18 protein-coding genes are annotated in these 16,957 nt (G+C 64.3%); 8 read left to right on the plus strand and 10 right to left on the minus strand.

The features are described from left to right. Positions 1–116 precede the first annotated feature (116 nt). Positions 117–311, plus strand: a complete 195-nt coding sequence (locus tag VE092_RS17650) for a heavy-metal-associated domain-containing protein (RefSeq protein ID WP_295547185.1) — start codon at positions 117–119, stop codon at positions 309–311. Positions 312–389: 78 nt separating this feature from the next. Here VE092_RS17650 and cueR read toward each other — a convergent pair whose 3' ends face one another. Together cueR and VE092_RS17660 are read right to left on the minus strand one after the other, a co-directional pair. Next, positions 390–845, minus strand: a complete 456-nt coding sequence (gene cueR / locus VE092_RS17655) for a Cu(I)-responsive transcriptional regulator (protein ID WP_049427559.1) — start codon at positions 843–845, stop codon at positions 390–392. Between the two features lie 11 nt (positions 846–856). Continuing rightward, positions 857–3,133: a heavy metal translocating P-type ATPase gene (locus VE092_RS17660; RefSeq protein WP_324879001.1), complete on the minus strand. Its 2,277-nt coding sequence runs from the start codon at positions 3,131–3,133 to the stop codon at positions 857–859. 164 nt (positions 3,134–3,297) lie between these two features. Between VE092_RS17660 and VE092_RS17665 the strand changes: the two genes are divergently transcribed. Next, positions 3,298–3,504, plus strand: coding sequence for a heavy-metal-associated domain-containing protein (locus VE092_RS17665; protein ID WP_102661468.1), 207 nt, complete (start codon positions 3,298–3,300; stop codon positions 3,502–3,504). A gap of 13 nt (positions 3,505–3,517) precedes the next feature. Here VE092_RS17665 and VE092_RS17670 read toward each other — a convergent pair whose 3' ends face one another. The 3 genes from VE092_RS17670 to VE092_RS17680 are packed head-to-tail and all read right to left on the minus strand — an operon-like array spanning position 3,518 to position 6,202. Further along, positions 3,518–4,687 carry a vWA domain-containing protein gene (locus tag VE092_RS17670; protein ID WP_077235060.1) on the minus strand — a complete coding sequence of 390 codons (1,170 nt, stop codon included), beginning with the start codon at positions 4,685–4,687 and terminating at the stop codon, positions 3,518–3,520. 12 nt (positions 4,688–4,699) lie between these two features. Then, positions 4,700–5,287 carry a GNAT family N-acetyltransferase gene (locus tag VE092_RS17675; RefSeq protein ID WP_006465373.1) on the minus strand — a complete coding sequence of 196 codons (588 nt, stop codon included), beginning with the start codon at positions 5,285–5,287 and terminating at the stop codon, positions 4,700–4,702. 39 nt (positions 5,288–5,326) lie between these two features. Beyond that, positions 5,327–6,202 carry a MoxR family ATPase gene (locus VE092_RS17680; RefSeq protein ID WP_324879007.1) on the minus strand — a complete coding sequence of 292 codons (876 nt, stop codon included), beginning with the start codon at positions 6,200–6,202 and terminating at the stop codon, positions 5,327–5,329. A 237-nt stretch (positions 6,203–6,439) separates the two neighbouring features. On the opposite strand from VE092_RS17680, the gene VE092_RS17685 reads away from it, so the two are divergent. The 5 genes from VE092_RS17685 (at position 6,440) to VE092_RS17705 (ending at position 10,732) form a co-directional block, all read left to right on the plus strand. Continuing rightward, the gene (locus tag VE092_RS17685) at positions 6,440–8,677 is read left to right on the plus strand and encodes a preprotein translocase subunit TatB (protein WP_324879009.1); all 2,238 of its coding nucleotides are present in this window, start codon (positions 6,440–6,442) and stop codon (positions 8,675–8,677) included. A 366-nt stretch (positions 8,678–9,043) separates the two neighbouring features. Further along, positions 9,044–9,364: a cytochrome c gene (locus VE092_RS17690; RefSeq protein WP_324879011.1), complete on the plus strand. Its 321-nt coding sequence runs from the start codon at positions 9,044–9,046 to the stop codon at positions 9,362–9,364. A gap of 14 nt (positions 9,365–9,378) precedes the next feature. Further along, positions 9,379–9,729 carry a cytochrome c gene (locus VE092_RS17695; protein WP_324879013.1) on the plus strand — a complete coding sequence of 117 codons (351 nt, stop codon included), beginning with the start codon at positions 9,379–9,381 and terminating at the stop codon, positions 9,727–9,729. An 81-nt stretch (positions 9,730–9,810) separates the two neighbouring features. Continuing rightward, on the plus strand, positions 9,811–10,047 hold the full coding sequence (locus VE092_RS17700) for a hypothetical protein (protein WP_006465378.1): 237 nt from the start codon (positions 9,811–9,813) through the stop codon (positions 10,045–10,047). 28 nt (positions 10,048–10,075) lie between these two features. Further along, positions 10,076–10,732, plus strand: a complete 657-nt coding sequence (locus VE092_RS17705) for a nucleotidyl transferase AbiEii/AbiGii toxin family protein (RefSeq protein WP_324879016.1) — start codon at positions 10,076–10,078, stop codon at positions 10,730–10,732. A 16-nt stretch (positions 10,733–10,748) separates the two neighbouring features. Here VE092_RS17705 and VE092_RS17710 read toward each other — a convergent pair whose 3' ends face one another. Next, entirely contained in the window at positions 10,749–11,180 is a 432-nt protein-coding gene (locus tag VE092_RS17710; protein ID WP_324879018.1) for a DUF1841 family protein, read from the minus strand. Between the two features lie 254 nt (positions 11,181–11,434). On the opposite strand from VE092_RS17710, the gene VE092_RS17715 reads away from it, so the two are divergent. Continuing rightward, a complete protein-coding gene (locus VE092_RS17715) occupies positions 11,435–12,631 on the plus strand; it encodes a branched-chain amino acid ABC transporter substrate-binding protein (protein WP_343653828.1) in 1,197 nt (398 codons plus the stop codon). 23 nt (positions 12,632–12,654) lie between these two features. On the opposite strand, the gene nth is transcribed toward VE092_RS17715, so the two are convergent. From nth to VE092_RS17735, 4 genes are all read right to left on the minus strand, one after another. Continuing rightward, positions 12,655–13,305: an endonuclease III gene (gene nth / locus VE092_RS17720; protein ID WP_324879022.1), complete on the minus strand. Its 651-nt coding sequence runs from the start codon at positions 13,303–13,305 to the stop codon at positions 12,655–12,657. Continuing rightward, positions 13,302–14,075: an electron transport complex subunit RsxB gene (gene rsxB, locus VE092_RS17725; RefSeq protein ID WP_414653509.1), complete on the minus strand. Its 774-nt coding sequence runs from the start codon at positions 14,073–14,075 to the stop codon at positions 13,302–13,304. Before rsxB ends, nth begins: the two co-directional genes overlap by 4 nt. A 145-nt stretch (positions 14,076–14,220) precedes the next feature. Next, complete coding sequence (locus VE092_RS17730) at positions 14,221–15,456, minus strand: polyhydroxyalkanoate depolymerase (protein WP_324879024.1); 1,236 nt, start codon at positions 15,454–15,456, stop codon at positions 14,221–14,223. Between the two features lie 311 nt (positions 15,457–15,767). Continuing rightward, positions 15,768–16,841, minus strand: a complete 1,074-nt coding sequence (locus VE092_RS17735) for an NAD(P)/FAD-dependent oxidoreductase (protein ID WP_324879026.1) — start codon at positions 16,839–16,841, stop codon at positions 15,768–15,770. Positions 16,842–16,957: the final 116 nt, after the last annotated feature.

Here is a 16,957-nt window from a genome sequence, read left to right on the forward strand (position 1 = left end):
CAGGTGGCTGCCGTTTTCATACGCTCCGATATGCCCGGCGTTCAGCCCGCCGCTTGACCCTGCCATCGTTGGAAGGTGCACACTGGCTCCACCCAAGAGCACCGAAGGAGCTACAGATGGAATTCCATGTCGACGGCATGACCTGCGGCGGCTGCGCACGCAGTGTGACCCGTGCGATCCAGCAGATCGATCCCAACGCCAGCGTTGTGGCCGACCCGCCGACCGGCCTGGTCAAGGTGCAGACCACCGTATCGCAGGAGCAGGTCTTCGCCGCGGTGAACGACGCCGGGTTTCCGCCGCGCACCGCGTGATCCGCAGCGTCGCATCCACAACGAAGCCCGCCCGGTGCAACCGCATCGGGCGGGCTTTTTCATGCGCATGGCAGCGTCTCAGTGCTTGTGCGCGCGCCGACGCACCGCGCCGGTCTTCGGTGCATCAACCGGCAACTGCATTTCGTCGTCCTCGCCCAGCCGCTGCAGGATCGGGCACTCCGGGCGCTCATCCCCCGCACAACAGCTGATCAACGACTTCAGCGTGTCGGCCATCTGCCGCATGTGCTCGATGCGTTGTTCCAGGTCGGCGATGTGCTGCTCAGCCAGATGCTTCACGTCGGCACTGTGGCGTGAGGTGTCGTTCCAGAGGCCGAGCAGATCGGCGATCTCGGCCACCTGGAACCCGAGATCACGCGCGCGTCGGATGAAGCGCAGGCGGTGGATGTCCGCCTGCGAATATGCCCGGTAGCCGGACTCGGTGCGATCGGCCGCAGGAATCAGACCAATCTGTTCGTAGTAGCGGATCATCTTCGCCGACACGCTGGAGGCCTTGGCGGCTTCACCGATATTCATACGGTTCTCCTTCAGTGGCTCGCAGCGGGGGCATCCGCCATCGGCGGCTGGAAGCGGCGCAGGCGCAGCGCGTTGGCCAGCACGAACACGCTGGAGAGGGCCATCGCACCGGCCGCGAACACCGGCGACAGCAGCACGCCCCAGGCGGGGTACAGCACGCCGGCCGCCACCGGGATCAACGCGGTGTTGTAGGCGAAGGCCCAGAACAGGTTCTGGCGGATGTTGCCCAGCGTCGCCTTCGACAGCGCGATGGCATTCGGCACGCCCTGCAGGTTGCCTGACATCAGCACCACGTCGGCCGATTCCACCGCGATATCGGTACCGGTGCCGATGGCCAGACCAACATCGGCCTCGGCCAACGCCGGCGCATCGTTGATGCCATCGCCGACCATCGCCACCACGTGGGCGCCATTCTCGCGCAGGGCCGTGACCGCAGCGGCCTTGTCACCCGGCAGCACCTCGGCGCGCACATCCTGGATGCCCAGCACATCGGCCACCTGTTGCGCGGCGCCCCGGTTGTCGCCGCTGAGCATGGCGGTGCAGATGCCCAGCGCATGCAGGGTGGCGATGGCCTGCCGGGCACCGGGCTTGATCTGGTCGCCGAAGGCCAGCAGGCCCAGCACCGTCACGCCTTCCGCGTCGCGTTGCGCCAGCCATGACAAGGTGCGTCCCTGCGCCTGCAACTGCGACGCACGCGCCTGCAAGGCCGGGGCCGAGGCCTGCAGTTGTTGCATCCAGCGGCTGCTGCCCAGATACAGCGTGCGACCCTCGACCTCGCCCTCGATACCCAGGCCGGCAACACTGCGCACATCGTTGGCCTGCAGCGTCGCCAGGCCGGGTTCCGTCGCTGCGGCGTCCAGCACCGCGCGGGCCAGCGGATGTTCGCTGCGCGCCTGCAGGGCAGCGGCCAGGGCCAGCAGCCGCGCTTTGCCGGACGGGCCGGCGCCTTCTCCTTCCTCCAGTTCGGTCAGGCGCGGCCGGCCCAGGGTCAGGGTGCCGGTCTTGTCGAAGGCGATCACATCCACCCGGTGCGCGATTTCCAGTGCCTGTGCGTCCTTGATGAGGATGCCGTGGCGCGCCGCCACGCCGGTGCCGGCCATGATGGCGGTCGGTGTGGCCAGGCCCAGGGCGCAGGGGCAGGCGATCACCATCACCGCCACCGCGTTGAGCAGGGCCTGTTCCCAGTCGCCCGCAGCCAGGCCCCAGCCGAGGAAGGTCAGCAGGGACAGCAGCAACACGGCCGGCACGAATACCGCGCTGACCTTGTCCACCAGGCGCTGGATCGGCGCCTTGGCGGCCTGGGCCTGCTCCACCATGCGCACGATGCGCGCCAGCACGGTCTCGGCACCGACGGCGGTGGTTTCGAACACCAGCACGCCTTCGGCATTGATGGCACCGGCCGACAGGGTGTCGCCGACCTCCTTGGCCTGTGGCCGGCTCTCGCCGGTGAGCATGGCTTCGTCCAGATGGCTGCGACCCTCGCGCACCACGCCGTCCACCGGCACCCGCTCACCGGCGCGCAGCACCACCAGGTCGCCCACCTTCACCTGGGCCAGCGGCACCTCGATATCCTGCCCCTGACGGCGCACGCGGGCGCGGTCCGGGCGCAGCGCATTGAGGGCGGCGATGGCGTCGGCGGTCTGGCGCTTGGCGCGGCCTTCCAGCCATTTGCCCAGCAACACCAGGGTGATGACCACGGCCGAGCTTTCAAAGTAGAGATGCGGCATCGCCATGGCATGGCCATCCATGGCCGGCATGCGCAGCCATTGCCAGAGCGACAGGCCATAGGCGGCGCTGGTCCCCAGCGCCACCAGCAGATCCATATTGCCCGAGCGGGCGCGCAGCGCGCCCCAGCCGGCGTGGTAGAAGCGCCAGCCCAGCCAGAACTGCACGGGCGTGGCCAGCAGCCATTGCCACAGCGGCGGCAGGCTCCAGCTGCTGCCCAGCGGAGCCAGCAGCATCGGCAGCACCAGCGGCAGCGAGAGTGCGGCCGCCAGCGCCACCGGCCACCAGGAGGGCAGGGCACGGCCGCTGGGCGGGGTGCTAGCCTGTTCGGGCAGATGTTCACGGGCCTGGTAGCCAGCCTTTTCGATGGCGGCGATCAGGGTGGCAGGCGGGACCGCGTCGGCCGTGGCGATGCTGGCGCGTTCGGTGGCCAGGTTGACGCTGACCTCGGTCACGCCGGGGATTTTCTTCAGGGCTTTCTCGACGCGCATCACGCACGAGGCGCAGCTCATGCCTTCGATATCGAGGCTGATCTCGGCCGTGGCAGTGGAGGAATCATTCATGGCGAACTCCGGGAGGATGAATCGGATGCCTTCATCTTCATCCTTCCCATGATGGTAAGGTCAAGCCCGATTTTCGCACGGATGGTGAATTCTTGCGCTTGACCTTGCCACGGTAGGAAGGTTTAAGCTTCCCTCATTGCCATCACTTCATGAAAGGAAATGCCATGAGCACCCCCCTCACCTTTACCGTCAACGACATGACCTGCAACCACTGCGCCGGTGTCATCACCAAGGCCGTCAAGGATGTGGACGCCAATGCCCGGGTCGATATCACGGTGGCCGACAAGCGCGTGGTCATCGACAGCAGCCTGCCGGCGCAGTCCTTCGCCGAGGCCATCGAGGAAGCCGGCTATACCCCGGTGGCGGCCTGAGCCTTCACACCCTTCATTTGCTGAGCAGCCGCATCGCCCGCTCCAGCCCATCCATGGTGAGCGGGAACATGCGGTCGTTCATCAGCTGGCGGATCAGCGCGATCGACTGGCGGTATTGCCATAGCCCTTCCGGCTCGGGATTCAACCAGACGAAATGCGGGAAGGCGGCCGTGAAACGCTGCAGCCAGTCGGCGCCGGCTTCGGCATTGTTGTATTCCACCGCGCCGCCCGGCTGCACGATCTCGTAGGGGCTCATGGTGGCATCGCCCACGAAGATGAGCTTGGTGTCCGGCGTGTACTTGCGCAGGACGTCCCAGGTCGGGAAACGTTCGGCGTGGCGCCGCCGGTTGTTCTTCCACAGGTAGTCATAGACGCAGTTGTGGAAGTAGAAGAACTCCATGTTCTTGAATTCGGTACGGGCGGCCGAGAACAGCTCTTCGGTGCGGGCGATGTGGTCGTCCATGGAGCCGCCGACGTCGAACAGCATCAAGACCTTGATCTTGTTCTTGCGCTCGGGTTGCATGCGGATGTCGAGATAGCCGGCATTGCTGGCGGTGGCGCGGATGGTGTCGTCCAGCGCCAGTTCCTCCTCCAGCCCCTCGCGGGCAAAGCGGCGCAGGCGGCGCAGCGCCACCTTGATGTTGCGCGTACCCAGTTCGCGCTCGCCGTCGTAATCCTGGTATTGGCGTTCCTCCCATACCTTCACCGCGCTGCGCTGGCCACCCTTGCCACCGATGCGGATGCCTTCCGGGTTGAAACCGCCATGGCCGAAGGGGGAGACGCCACCGGTGCCGATCCACTTGCTGCCGCCTTCGTGGCGTTCCTTCTGTTCTTCCAGCAATTGCTTCAAGCGATCCATCAGCTTGTCATAGCCGAATTTCTCGATGGCGGCCTTCTGTTCCGGGGTCAGGTCGCGCTGCAGTTGCTTGACCAGCCATTCCAGCGGGATGTCGGGCCGTTTCTCGAAGATCGTTTCCACGCCCTTGAAGTAAGCCCCGAAGGCGCGGTCGAACTTGTCGAAGTGGGCTTCGTCCTTGACCAGCGTCAGCCGCGCCAGATAGTAGAACTCGTCCAGGGAAGGATGGATCACCTGGCGGTCCATGGCTTCCAGCAGGGTCAGGAATTCCTTGATCGAGGCCGGCACCCCGGCCTGCTTCACGGTATAGAAGAAATCGATGAGCATGGGCAGGCGGGCTCAGCGCCCCAGCTTGAACTGCAGATGGCGGCGCACCGTCGGCCATTCCGATTCGATGATGGAAAATACCACCGTATCGCGATAGGAGCCGTCCGGCATGCGCTGGTGATTGCGCAGGATGCCATCCTGCTTGGCGCCCAGGCGGGCGATGGCCGCGCGCGATTGCTGGTTCATCCAGTGGGTGCGGAACTCGACGGCGATGCAGTGCATGTCCTCGAAGGCATGGGTCAGCATCATCAGCTTGCACTCGGTATTGATGCCGGTGCGCTGGGCACTGGCGGCATACCAGGTCGAGCCGATCTCCACGCGCCGGTTGGCGACGTCGGCGTTCATGTAGGTGGTCATCCCGCACAGGGCGCCGGTGTCGTTGCGGCGGATCACGAAGGGCAGCATGCTGCCTTGCTGCTGCAGGTGCAGGCGTCTTTCGATTTCGGCGCGCATGGTCTCCGGCTTGGGGATGGCCGTGTACCAGAGCTTCCACAGCTTGCCGTCCGAGACCGCCGCGATGAGTGCATCGTGATGCTCGGGATGCAGTGGCTCGACGGTAGCGAACTGGCCCTTCAAGGTGATCGGCGAGAGGAATTGCATGACGGCTCCTGGGGCGGGTAGGGCGTGCTCAGTGGTGGTTCAGCGATTGGTGCGTGACATGAAGACCAGCCTTTCGAACAGGTGCACGTCCTGCTCGTTCTTGAGCAGGGCGCCGTGCAGCGGCGGCACCACGGCCTTGTTGTCCGGGTTGTGCAGGGCCTCGGGCGGGATGTCCTCGGCCATGAGCAGCTTGAGCCAGTCGATCAGCTCCGAGGTCGACGGCTTCTTCTTGATGCCGGGCACGTCCCGCACCTGGTAGAAGGCTTCCAGCGCCTGCGCCAGCAGTTCACGTTTGATGTGCGGGAAGTGCACATCGACGATGCTCTGCATGGTCGCCTTGTCGGGGAACTTGATGTAGTGGAAGAAGCAGCGGCGCAGGAAGGCGTCCGGCAATTCCTTCTCGTTGTTGGAGGTGATCACCACCAGCGGCCGGTGCCGCGCCTTCACCAGCTCACGCGTCTCGTAGACGTAGAACTCCATGCGGTCGATTTCGCGCAGCAGGTCATTGGGGAATTCGATGTCGGCCTTGTCGATCTCGTCGATCAGCAACACCACCGGCTCTTCCGAGGTGAAGGCTTGCCACAGGACACCTTTGACGATGTAGTTGTGAATATCCTTGACGCGCTCGTCGCCCAGTTGCGAATCCCGCAGACGCGATACCGCGTCATATTCATACAGGCCCTGCTGGGCTTTGGTGGTCGATTTGATGTGCCACTGCAGCAGCGGCCGGCCGAGCGCGGCTGCCACCTCCTCGGCCAGCATGGTCTTGCCGGTGCCGGGCTCGCCCTTGATCAGCAGGGGGCGTTGCAGGGTGAGGGCGGCATTGACGGCCAGCTTGAGGTCGTCGGTGGCGACGTAGTTCTCGCTACCGTTGAAACGTTCGGGTTGCGGGGAAGATGCGGAATGATCTGGCATGGATGCGGTCCTTGTCAGGTTGCTGGAGGCTAAGCCTATGGTGTCTGTGTGTCTATGTGTCTGGCAAATGCGGCGGTGCAGCGGCAGTGCAAAGGCGGCGCCACCTGTTTATTCGTGTTTCTCCGAGTATAAGGGAAAACCCATGCCATCCCGAGTGGGCTTGAATTTGGTGAAATCGTTCATATATACCTGGCTACGCATGCAACAAAATGGAAGCGCCCACGGCGCTCACTGCCCATGAAATTCCTGTTCTTCAAGATGCTGGTGGTGTGGAGACGAATGCGCCACGGCATGCAGGCGCGTTACATGGACCGGCAGGATGTCGGCCGCCAGCTGGAGGTGTTGATGCGACGCATCGATGCCGCGGCGAGCTGGCATGAACGCGCCAACTGGATGATCGACGTGGCCGAGTGGCTGCGCCATCGCCCGGCGGTATCGCTGCTGGACCGCCAGAGCTGGCACAAGGTACGGCGTCAGCGGCTGGCGATCATGCTGGACTGGCTGGACCAGCACCGCGACGTGCGACGCGAGGTCCAGAAGGCGCTGCAAAAGACCCTGCGCGAAGCCACCGGCCCCGAACTCTTTTCCACCACCGGCCTGCCGCACGAGCCCGGCTTCTTCGGCGAGCTCTCGGAGCGCCTGGCGCGCCTGGTGCTGCCGCGCCATCTGTCACCCACCGACCTGTCTTCGCTATTTACGGCCATGTTCCCCGATCCGGAGGATGCTGCCTGGCTGGTGGAGCTGGACAATGAGCTGCTGGTGCGCCTGTGGAAACTGATGGCTGACGACGGCATCTCGCACATGTACTGGCAACAGATCGAGGAGGCCATCACCTACCTCACCATGACGGTGGTGGCCGATGGCATCAGCCCGGCCTTCCGCCAGCGCCTGGAGCCCAAGATGCCGATGCGCGCCACGCCCTTCCTGGCGCTGCGGCGCGAGATGGAGACCTGGCTGCGGGCGCAGCCGGGCGACCTGGGCGCGCTGCGCAGCGTGCGCATGCTGGTGGCGGTGTGCCACGCCCAGACCGACCGCATCTATGCCCACCTGGATGAATATGGCGTCTCGGTCAGCCTGGTGTACCGGGTCGAGCGCATGCGCGCCCACCTGCAGCGAATCGGGCGCCTGATCGATGTGCGCTCCGGCATACCCGGTCCGGCCATCAGCCCGGCCGTTCCAGGCATGGCGGCCAAGGCCGGCGCCGGCCGCATGCAGTTGCTGCTGTGCGACCTGATTTCCGCGCATCACCATCGTGATTCGGTACGCGGCCTGATGCGGCGCAGTTTCGCGCTGCTGGCGCGCAAGATGGTGGAGCGCAACGCCGATCACCGCGAGCAGGCCATCGCCCGCGACAGTGCCGGCTATCGCAAGGTGATGCGGGCCGGTCTGATCGGCGGTGCCGTGATCGCCGGGACCGCGCTGGTCAAGACGAGCCTGTCGTCGCTGGGCGTGGGGCACTTTGTCGATGGCGCACTGGCCTCGCTGAACTATGCCGCCAGCTTCCTGCTGATCGCCGCCCTGGGCGGTGTGCTGGCCACGCGCCAGCCGGCGGTGACCGCACCGGCCCTGGCCTCACGCATGGGGGAGCTGGACGGGCAGGGCATGCGCGAGCTGATCGCGGAGTCGGGCCAGCTGTTGCGCTCGCAATCGGCTGGCATCTTCGGCAATCTGCTGGCGGTGGTGCCGGTCACGGCCGCGCTGTGCGCCCTGGGCTGGTTTGCACTGGGTGGCAAGTCGATGCCGGTGGAGACGGCGCGCCAGACCCTGGCCAGCCTGTCACTGGTGGGCCCCACGCCGCTGTATGCCGCCCTGACCGGGATACTGCTGTGGCTGGCCAGCCTGGCCGCAGGCTTTGCCGACAACTGGTTCGCCCTGCGCCGGGTGCGCGAGGTGGTGTCCAACCATCGTCGCCTGGTGCATGGCCTGGGGGCCATGCGCGCCCAGCGCTGTGCCGCCTGGCTGGAGCGCAACGTCGCCACCATCGCCGGCAGCCTGGCGCTGGCCGTGCTGCTGGGGATGGCGCCGGTGGTGGCGGCCTTCTTCAGCCTGCCACTGGATATTCGCCATGTCAGCCTGGCGGCCGGCGCGCTGACGGCCGCCGCCTTCAGCCTGGGCTGGGAATCCCTGATGACACCGGCCTTCTGGCTGGCCGCCGGGGGCGTGGCCAGCACCGCCCTGCTGTCGGTGGCGGTGGCCTTCGCCTGCGCCCTGGCGCTGGCCCTGCGCTCGCGTGACCTGCCGCGCCGTGCGCGTAATGTGGCCATGCGGGCGGTGTTGCGCCGTTTCGTCGTCCGGCCGTGGTATTTCATTCTCCCCGAGCGTTCACATGCCGCGCTGCAAGATGAAGCCGAAGACGAGCAGGATGAGGATGACGATGAGGGAGACGATGCCGGTGCAGCCGATGGGGAGTCGCACCAGGCTTCACTTGTTCAATCAGATGATCTGCATCATCAGGCTAGTCGTCATGTCGCCTGAAGCTGACATCAGCCACATTCCATATCCCTGATATTGCAGCGCATATAACACCCCGTCCGCCCGCCAGGCCGCAGCGGGCGGGCTGTTGCGCCCGATCGGCCGGTGCTGCGGGCAGGGATGACGCTGCCGGTTTTATTGGTTAGAATCAAAAGCGTTTTTTGCGCAAGGCAGGGGGAGTGGAGAGACAAGCTTGAGCCGAAGCACCGGTTGAGCCATAGCAGAACAGCCAAACCTGCAAGACCAGCACAATCTAACAAGTACGATAAAGTTTGCCGCTGGTAGCAAAAGATGCGTTTCGTCGGGTGTCCGTTGCGCAGCCGTTACGTGCGGGACGGATGGCAAGTCCAATCATCTTAGCCAGCTCACATGAAAAAACACCTCGTGTTTCTTGCCTTGACCGGCATGCTCGGCAGTGCGTCTGCGGCGGACATCGTCGGCAATGCCAAGGCCGCTGAAAACAAAGTCTCCATGTGCATCGGTTGCCATGGCATCCCCGGCTACAAAGCCAGTTTCCCCGAGGTTTATCAGGTACCGATGCTGGGCGGCCAGTCTGCCAAGTACATCGAGAACGCGCTGCGGGCCTACCAGAAGGGAGAGCGCAAGCATCCCACCATGATGGGCATTTCGGCCAGCCTGTCGGACCAGGACATTGCCGACCTGGCCGCCTACTATTCGCAGCAGAAGTGAAGGGGAGCCACGAGATGAACAACAAGCTGATCGCCCTGGCGCTGCTGGCTGGCGCCGCGCTGTCGCAGACCGCCGCGGCGGCCGATGTGGCCAATGGCCGCGCCCTGGTGGAAAAATACAATTGCGCCTCCTGCCACGGCAAGGACTACAACTCTCCCATCGATCCCGGTTATCCCAGGCTGGCCGGCCAGCATGCGGATTATCTCAAGCATGCCCTGACCGCTTACCGGCGCGGCGACAGCGCCATGAACGGCCGCAACAACGCCATCATGTCGGCCCAGGCCAAGCCGCTCACGGACCGCGACATCAACGACATCGCGGCCTACCTCCACAGCCTGCCGGGCTCGCTGGTGTTGCGGAAATAACCGGGGAATCTTGACGCACAGGCAGGCCGGGCCAGGCTGGTGCCCGGCCGATGGACCTGCTGGTTTGATAAGGAATAGTTCATGATGCATAATCGATTCATGAACTTCGCCGCTGAACTCGTCGTCATCGGGGACTTCCCCCAGCTCCGTCTGATCGCCTGGAATCGTGATCCTCGCGATGCGATCACCGGTGCGGAGGCGTTCGACCTTTACGAGCGCAACTGGAGGTTCGTCGACCAGGACGCCATGCCCCCTGCGGAGCGGGCCATGCTGGATCGCTTGATTCACCAGTACGGTCACGGCGTCCTTCATGTTTAAGCGAGCGCATCATCGCCGCATCGCCGGTTTGCTCGCAGCGCTGGATGGCGATTTCCTGCTCAGCTGTGGGTGTTTCTTCGGTGGTGGAACGGCCATCGTCCTGGCGCTGGACGAATATCGCGAATCCCTGGATGTCGACTTTCTCTGCAGTTCTCAGGAAGGCTACCGCGCCCTGCGCAATACCATTACAAATACTTCCCTGGGACAGATGGCGCGTACGTCGCTTGAGCTGATGCGCGAGGTGCGCGCTGATCGCTATGGCATCCGTACCTTCATCCGGATCGACGATGTGCCGGTGAAATTCGAAGTCGTCAGCGAGGGGCACATCCATGTCGTGGGAGCAATGCATCCGCAATGGGGCATCCCCGTGCTGGCGCCGGAAGACATGTATGCCGAGAAGTTGTTGGCCAATGCCGACCGCTGGGGTGACAAGTCGGTCGCCAGCCGCGATGCCATCGATCTGGCCATGATGATCGCCCACTGGGGAACGGTGCCGCAGGGTGCTTGGGACAAAGCCCGGCTGGCCTACGGCCAGAGCGTCGATGTGGCTTATGACAAGGCAATCGGACTGATCAGTGATCCGGCTTATCTGGCACTTTGTCTGCAGAAGATGCAGATGGATCCGGAACTCAAGGAGCGCATCCCGGCCCTGCTGCGCAGTTCGTCGCCGGATTCCCTTTCATGACCGTGGCCGCAGGAAATCAACCCTGAGCGCGCCGCTTGATATTTTCGATATAGGCGGCCCCATCCGGGGGCAGGCCATTGCGCTGGGCGTTCCAGATCATCTCGCCCAGGGCTTCCATGATCTCGTGATGGGCCTCGTGCTCCGAGCCACGGCGCTGCGCCAGCAACTGGAAGGCGGCGCGGATGCCCGGCGGCTGGTCGATGGAAATCTGTTCCGTGATCGACAGGTGCATCGACAGGTGCAGGAAGGGATTGCTCTGACCCTGCTCGACCGAGTAATCGGCGGCGATGGCGGCCTCGGCGTCGCGCAGGCCGTCGTGATATTCCGGATGCTGCATGATCCAGTCGCGGGCGATGGCCTCCAGCGGCGTGAGGATTTCATGGCCCTGGTGCTTGCGATAGGCTTCGCAGAAGAAGCGGCGGACATCGTGCTGGGACGGGGTGAACATGGCGTGCGCAAATCGGTGACAAAGCGCTATTCTACGCTGCTCCGGCAGCGGCTTCAGGCAGCCTGGCCAGCGCGGCCCCGCAGCGGCCGCTTATGAAGTAATATTCTTTCCACACAACAAGCATCCGAATAATCCATCCAAGGTCATACCCGGCCGCACCGCGTCGTTGCGGTGAAGGGGGATGTCAGGCCGGCAGCGAGAAGGGATAGTGCATGCGTTTTGTTGGAAGCCTGATCCGGCCTCCCCGCCACGGGATGCCATGGGCCTGTCGTCGGGCGGTGGTGCTGCTGGTGCTGGCTGCCGTGGGTTGTCCCGCCGCATGGGCGGCACCTGGCAAGCCCTTGCTGCCGGCCGCCACCGAGGAAGCTGGCCGTGCCGAAGATACCCTGGCCATCGGCTTTGCCGGTCCGCTCAGTGGGGCTTCCATGGCCGTGGGTCGCAGCATGCAGAACGGCGCGCAGCTGGCGGTGGACGAGGCCAACCGGCGCGGCCTGCGCATTGGCGGCAAGTCCTACCGGCTCAAGCTGATTTCCCAGGATGACCGGGCCGATCCCGGCACGGCCGAATATGTGGCCCGCTATCTGGTGGGACAGCGTGTCATCGGCGTGGTCGGGCATTGGACCAGCGGCACCAGCCTGGTGGCCGCACCTGTCTATCATGCGGCCGGTGTGATCCAGGTCACCCCTTCGGCGATGAGCCGCAAGCTGACTTCCCTGTCCTATCCGCGCATTTTCCGTACCATTCCCAACAACGAGAGCATCGGCCGTCTGGCCGCCGACTACGCCATCGGCAAGCTCGATGTACGCACCATAGTCACCATCGACGACCGTACCCCCTTCGGCCAGGGATTGGCCGAGCAGTTTGCCCGTCAGGCGCAGGCGCAGGGCGCCCGGGTGCTGGGGCGGTATTCGGTCAGCGACAAGACTTCCGATTTCAATGCGCCACTGATGCAGGCGCGCAAGCAGGCGCCCGACCTGATCTTCTTCGGCGGGCTGGACTGGCAGGCCGGCATCCTGGCGCGGTCGATCCGCCGCCTCAAGCTCGACACCCGGCTCATGGCCTCGGCCGGGACCGTAGGTCTGCCGTTCTTGATGCGTGCCGGCGCCGATGCCAATGGCACGCTGGTGCTGGAACCGGGACCGCCGCAGGACAAGATGCCAGGCTGGAAGAGCTTCCGCCAGCGTTACAGCCAGAGCTTCGATTCGGATATCGACCTGTATGCAGTGTTCGCCTATGAGGCGGCCCAGGCCATCATCCAGGGGCTGCGCCAGGCCGGTAGCGCCGACCCCGATGCGATTGCCCGCGCGATGCACCGCATGCGCTTCGACGGCATCAGCGGGCCGGTGGCGTTCAACCAGGAGGGGGATCTGATGAATCCCAGCTTCACCATGTACGAAGTCAAGGACCAGCGCTGGGTGCCGGTGGAGCGCTTCAGCGGCCTGCCGCGCTGACCGTCTGCAACCCCCTCAGTGATTCATACGCCCTTGGCCGGCAGCGGGGTCTTCTGCTTGAATTCGCACAGGTCGGCGATGATGCAGTTCCAGCACTGCGGCTTGCGCGCAATGCAGGTATAGCGGCCGTGCAGGATCAGCCAGTGGTGCGCATCCTGGCGGAATTCCGGGGCGACGAACTTGATGAGCTTGCGTTCGACCTCGTCCACATCCTTGCCCGGGGCGAGACCGGTGCGGTTGGAGACACGGAAGATATGCGTATCCACCGCAATGGTGGGATGACCGAAGGCCGTGTTCAGGACCACGTTGGCGGTCTTGCGGCCCACTCCCGGCAGGGCTTCCAGCGCCTCGCGCGATTCCGGCACCTGGCCGCCATGCTGTTCGATCAGGATGCGGCAGGTCTCGATGACGTTCTTGGCCTTGGTGCGATACAGGCCGATGGTCTGGATATAGGGCACGAGCTGGTCCACGCCCATCCTGAAGATCGCCTCGGGCGTATTGGCCACCGGATAGAGCTTGCGGGTGGCCTTGTTGACCGAGACGTCGGTGGCCTGGGCCGAGAGCAGCACGGCGATCAGCAGTTCGAACGGGGTGGTGTATTCCAGCTCGGTGGTCGGGGTGGGATTGGCCTGGCGCAGGCGTTCGAAGATCTCGCGGCGTTTGGTCGGGTTCATGCTGGCTCGCTGTCGGTCGGGTTGGTCGGCGGGGCTGGCGTGTCTTGACTGTCTTGTGCCGCCTGCAGCTTCTTTTGCCGTGCACGTTCCATTGCGGCCTGGATGATGGCCTTCTTGCGGGCCAGTTCGGCCTGCTCTTCGGGCGTGCCGGCGGCAGCGGCTTCCACTTCCTTCAATTTGGCGGCGGCCTTGGCGGCCAGGCGGGCATCGTTTTCCAGCTTGTCGCGACGCAGGCGCGCAGTGCGCCAGTCGTGACGGGCACGGGCCTCGTCGGCCTGCTGCTGGCTCCAGGCCTGCCAGCCGGTGCGGCCGGGCGTGACCTCCACCATGCTGATGCAGTCCACCGGGCAAGGCGCCACGCACAGGTCACAACCGGTGCACAGGGCATCGATCACGGTATGCATCTGCTTGGCCGCGCCGGCAATGGCATCCACCGGGCAGGCCTGGATGCACAGGGTGCAGCCGATACAGACCTGTTCATCGATCACGGCCAGGCGACGCGGCTGTTCGCTGCCATGGACGGGATTGAGCGGGATCACCGGCCGGCCCAGCAACTGCGCCAGTCGCGCCACCCCTTCGGCACCACCGGGCGGACACTGGTTGTGCTCGGCACGTCCTTCGGCAATGGCTTCGGCATAGGGGCGGCAGGCGGGATAGCCGCACTTGGTGCACTGGGTCTGCGGCAGCAGGTCTTCGATACGGTCGGCCAGCGAGGCTGACGAAGTGGACAAAGTCGGCGAAGCGGACGAGAGGGAGGCGGATGGCGGCACGTCGGTCGGGCAGTTCTGCAGGATAAGGGCGCTATTATCCGGCCAAACCGCGCCGAAGTCATGCCGCCAGCGCAAAGCAGAACGGCGCCGCGTTTTCACGGGCGCCGTTCCGAGGCGAGTGGCGGATCAGTCGTGCCAGCGCCGATCAGGCATTGGCGCGGATGAATTCGCCGATCTTGGGACAGACGATCTCGCGCCAGCGGCGGCCCGAGAAGATGCCGTAGTGGCCTGCCTTGGGTACGGTGAAGTGCTGCTTGCGAGCCTTGGGGATGCTGCTGCACAGTTCCTGCGCGGCCTGGGTCTGGCCGGAGCCGGAGATGTCATCCAGTTCGCCTTCGATGGTGAAGAGGGCGACCGACTTGATGTCCTGCGGGCGCACCAGCTTGCCTTCGATTTCCCAGGTGCCACGGGCCAGGTTGAAGTCCTGGAATACCACCTTGATGGTTTCCAGGTAGAACTCGGCCGGCATGTCCAGCACGGCGTTGTACTCGTCGTAGAACTTGCGGTGTTCCTCGGCCGAGGCATCGTCGCCATCGCGCAGGTGCATGTAGAAATCCCAGTGGCTCTGGGCATGGCGGCGCGGGTTCATGGCCACGAAGCCGGCGTGCTGCAGGAAGCCCGGGTAGACCTTGCGACCGAAGCCCGGATAGTTGGCCGGGACGCTGTAGATCACCGTGTTCTCGAACCAGGAGAAGGGCTTTTCGGTGGCCAGGTCGTTCACCGAGGTAGGCGACTTGCGGGCATCGATGGGGCCGCCCATCATGGTCATGCTCCTGGGCAGCTTGGGATCGTTGGCGCTGGCCATCAGCGCGATGGCCGCCAGCACCGGCACGGTCGGCTGGCAGACCGAGATCACGTGCACGTCCGGACCCAGGGTGCGGATGAAGTCCTGGACGTAATAGACGTAGTCATGCAGGTGGAATTCGCCCTGTTCGACCGGCACCATGCGGGCATCGGTCCAGTCGGAGATGAAAACGTCATGTTCCTGCAGCAGGGCGCGCACGGTTTCGCGCAGCAGGGTGGAGTGGTGGCCCGACAGCGGCGCCACCACCAGCACGGTAGGCTGCTTGAGGGTGGCAATCTGGCGCGCGTTGAGATCCTTCTTGAAGTGGATCAGGCGGGCGAAGGGTTTTTCCTCCACCACTTCCTCGACGATGCCGGTGGGCTTGCCATCGACCGGCACTTCGCCGATGTTGAACTGCGGCTTTTCGTATTCCTTGGACAGGCGATAGAGCAACTCATAGCCGGCGGCGATGCGTTGCGAGAAGGGAGTGTGGGCGAGCGGGGAAACCGGGTCCGAGAAGAGTTTGGCCGAGGTTTCGGCCCATTGCATCATCGGGTTCAGAAACGCGCGATTGAGTTCATGCAGTTGATAAAGCATAGCTGACCTTTATACAAGCACTGGCTGGCCTGCCTGCCAGGCGGATAGCCCGGACCAGGTGCGCAGCAAGCATGTGCCACAAACGTTTGGCGACGATCATCGGCTGACAAATTCATATTGTGATTAATTTGTCAACTTCTTCCTTGTTGCGACGCAGTAGCATAGCATGCTTTGCCTTACGCCCTGCTTGCTGGTCAGACCAGTGGCTTGCAGCCCACAAGCTCATGCCACACCGTGCAGAAACAAAAAGCCCCCGTGCGGGACGGGGGCCTCGGTTGGCAGCAGGGCTGCCGTAGTGCGGTCGTGCAGGCTCAGTCGAAGACCGGGCTTTCCACGCCCAGGATCTTGTGCAGCTTGGGCGAGGTGGTGGTGTACTGCATGTGGATCTTCTTTTCCGGGAAGATGTAGGGCGCAGCGCCGAAGGCGGCCAGCGCGGCTTCGTGGAAGCCCGACAGGATCAGCTTCTTCTTGCCCGGATAGGTGTTGATGTCACCCACGGCGAAGATGCCCGGGATGTTGGTCTCGAACTTCTCGGTATCGACCACCTTCAGTTGCTTGCGCTCGATATCCAGGCCCCACTCGGCGATCGGGCCCAGCTTGGGCGACAGGCCGAAGAAGACCAGCAGCATGTCCAGCGGCAGGCGGCGGGTGACGCCGTCGGCACCGGTGACCTTGACCTCGGCCAGCTTGCCGTCCTTGATCTCGGTGCCGGTGACCTGGCCGATCAGCAGCTGCATCTCGTACTGTTCGCACAGTTCCTTCATCTTGGCCACCGACGCCGGGGCGGCGCGGAATTCCTCGCGACGGTGCAGCAGGATCACCGATTCGGCCTTGCCCACGAAGTTCAGCGCCCAGTCCAGGGCGGAGTCGCCGCCGCCGCAGATGACGATGTTCTTGCCTTCGAACAGGGCCGGTTCCTTGACGCGGTAAAACACCTGCGAGCCTTCGAACTGTTCGATGCCCTCGACCTTCAGGGTACGCGGCTGGAACGAGCCCACGCCGGCTGCGATGAAGATGGTCTTGGTGATGAAGCGGGTGCCGGTGGAGGTCTCGACGTCGAAACGACCATCTTCGCGCTTGTTGACCAGGGTCACTTCCTGGCCCAGGTGGAAGGTGGGCGAGAAGGGCTCGATCTGCTTCAGGAGGTTGTCGGTCAGTTCCTGGCCGGTGCAGACCGGCACGGCCGGGATGTCATAGATGGGCTTGTCCGGATACAGCTCCACGCACTGGCCGCCGACGACCGGCAGCGAATCGATCACGTGCGCCTTGATTTCCAGGAGGCCGAGTTCGAACACCTGGAACAGGCCGACCGGGCCGGCGCCGATGATGACGGCATCGGCATCGATGACGCCGTTGACTGCCGCGCTCTGGACATTGTTTTCCATGATTTTCTTGATATTCCTGTTTCAGTAGATCAGTAGAGAGGCTTTTCACACTTGCGCGCTGGGCGAAGGGCTAACGGCGAAGCCGTATGGCGGTGGGATAGGCCAGTGATGATGCA

This window comes from Herbaspirillum sp., from assembly GCF_035644555.1.
Taxonomy (GTDB): domain Bacteria; phylum Pseudomonadota; class Gammaproteobacteria; order Burkholderiales; family Burkholderiaceae_D; genus Herbaspirillum.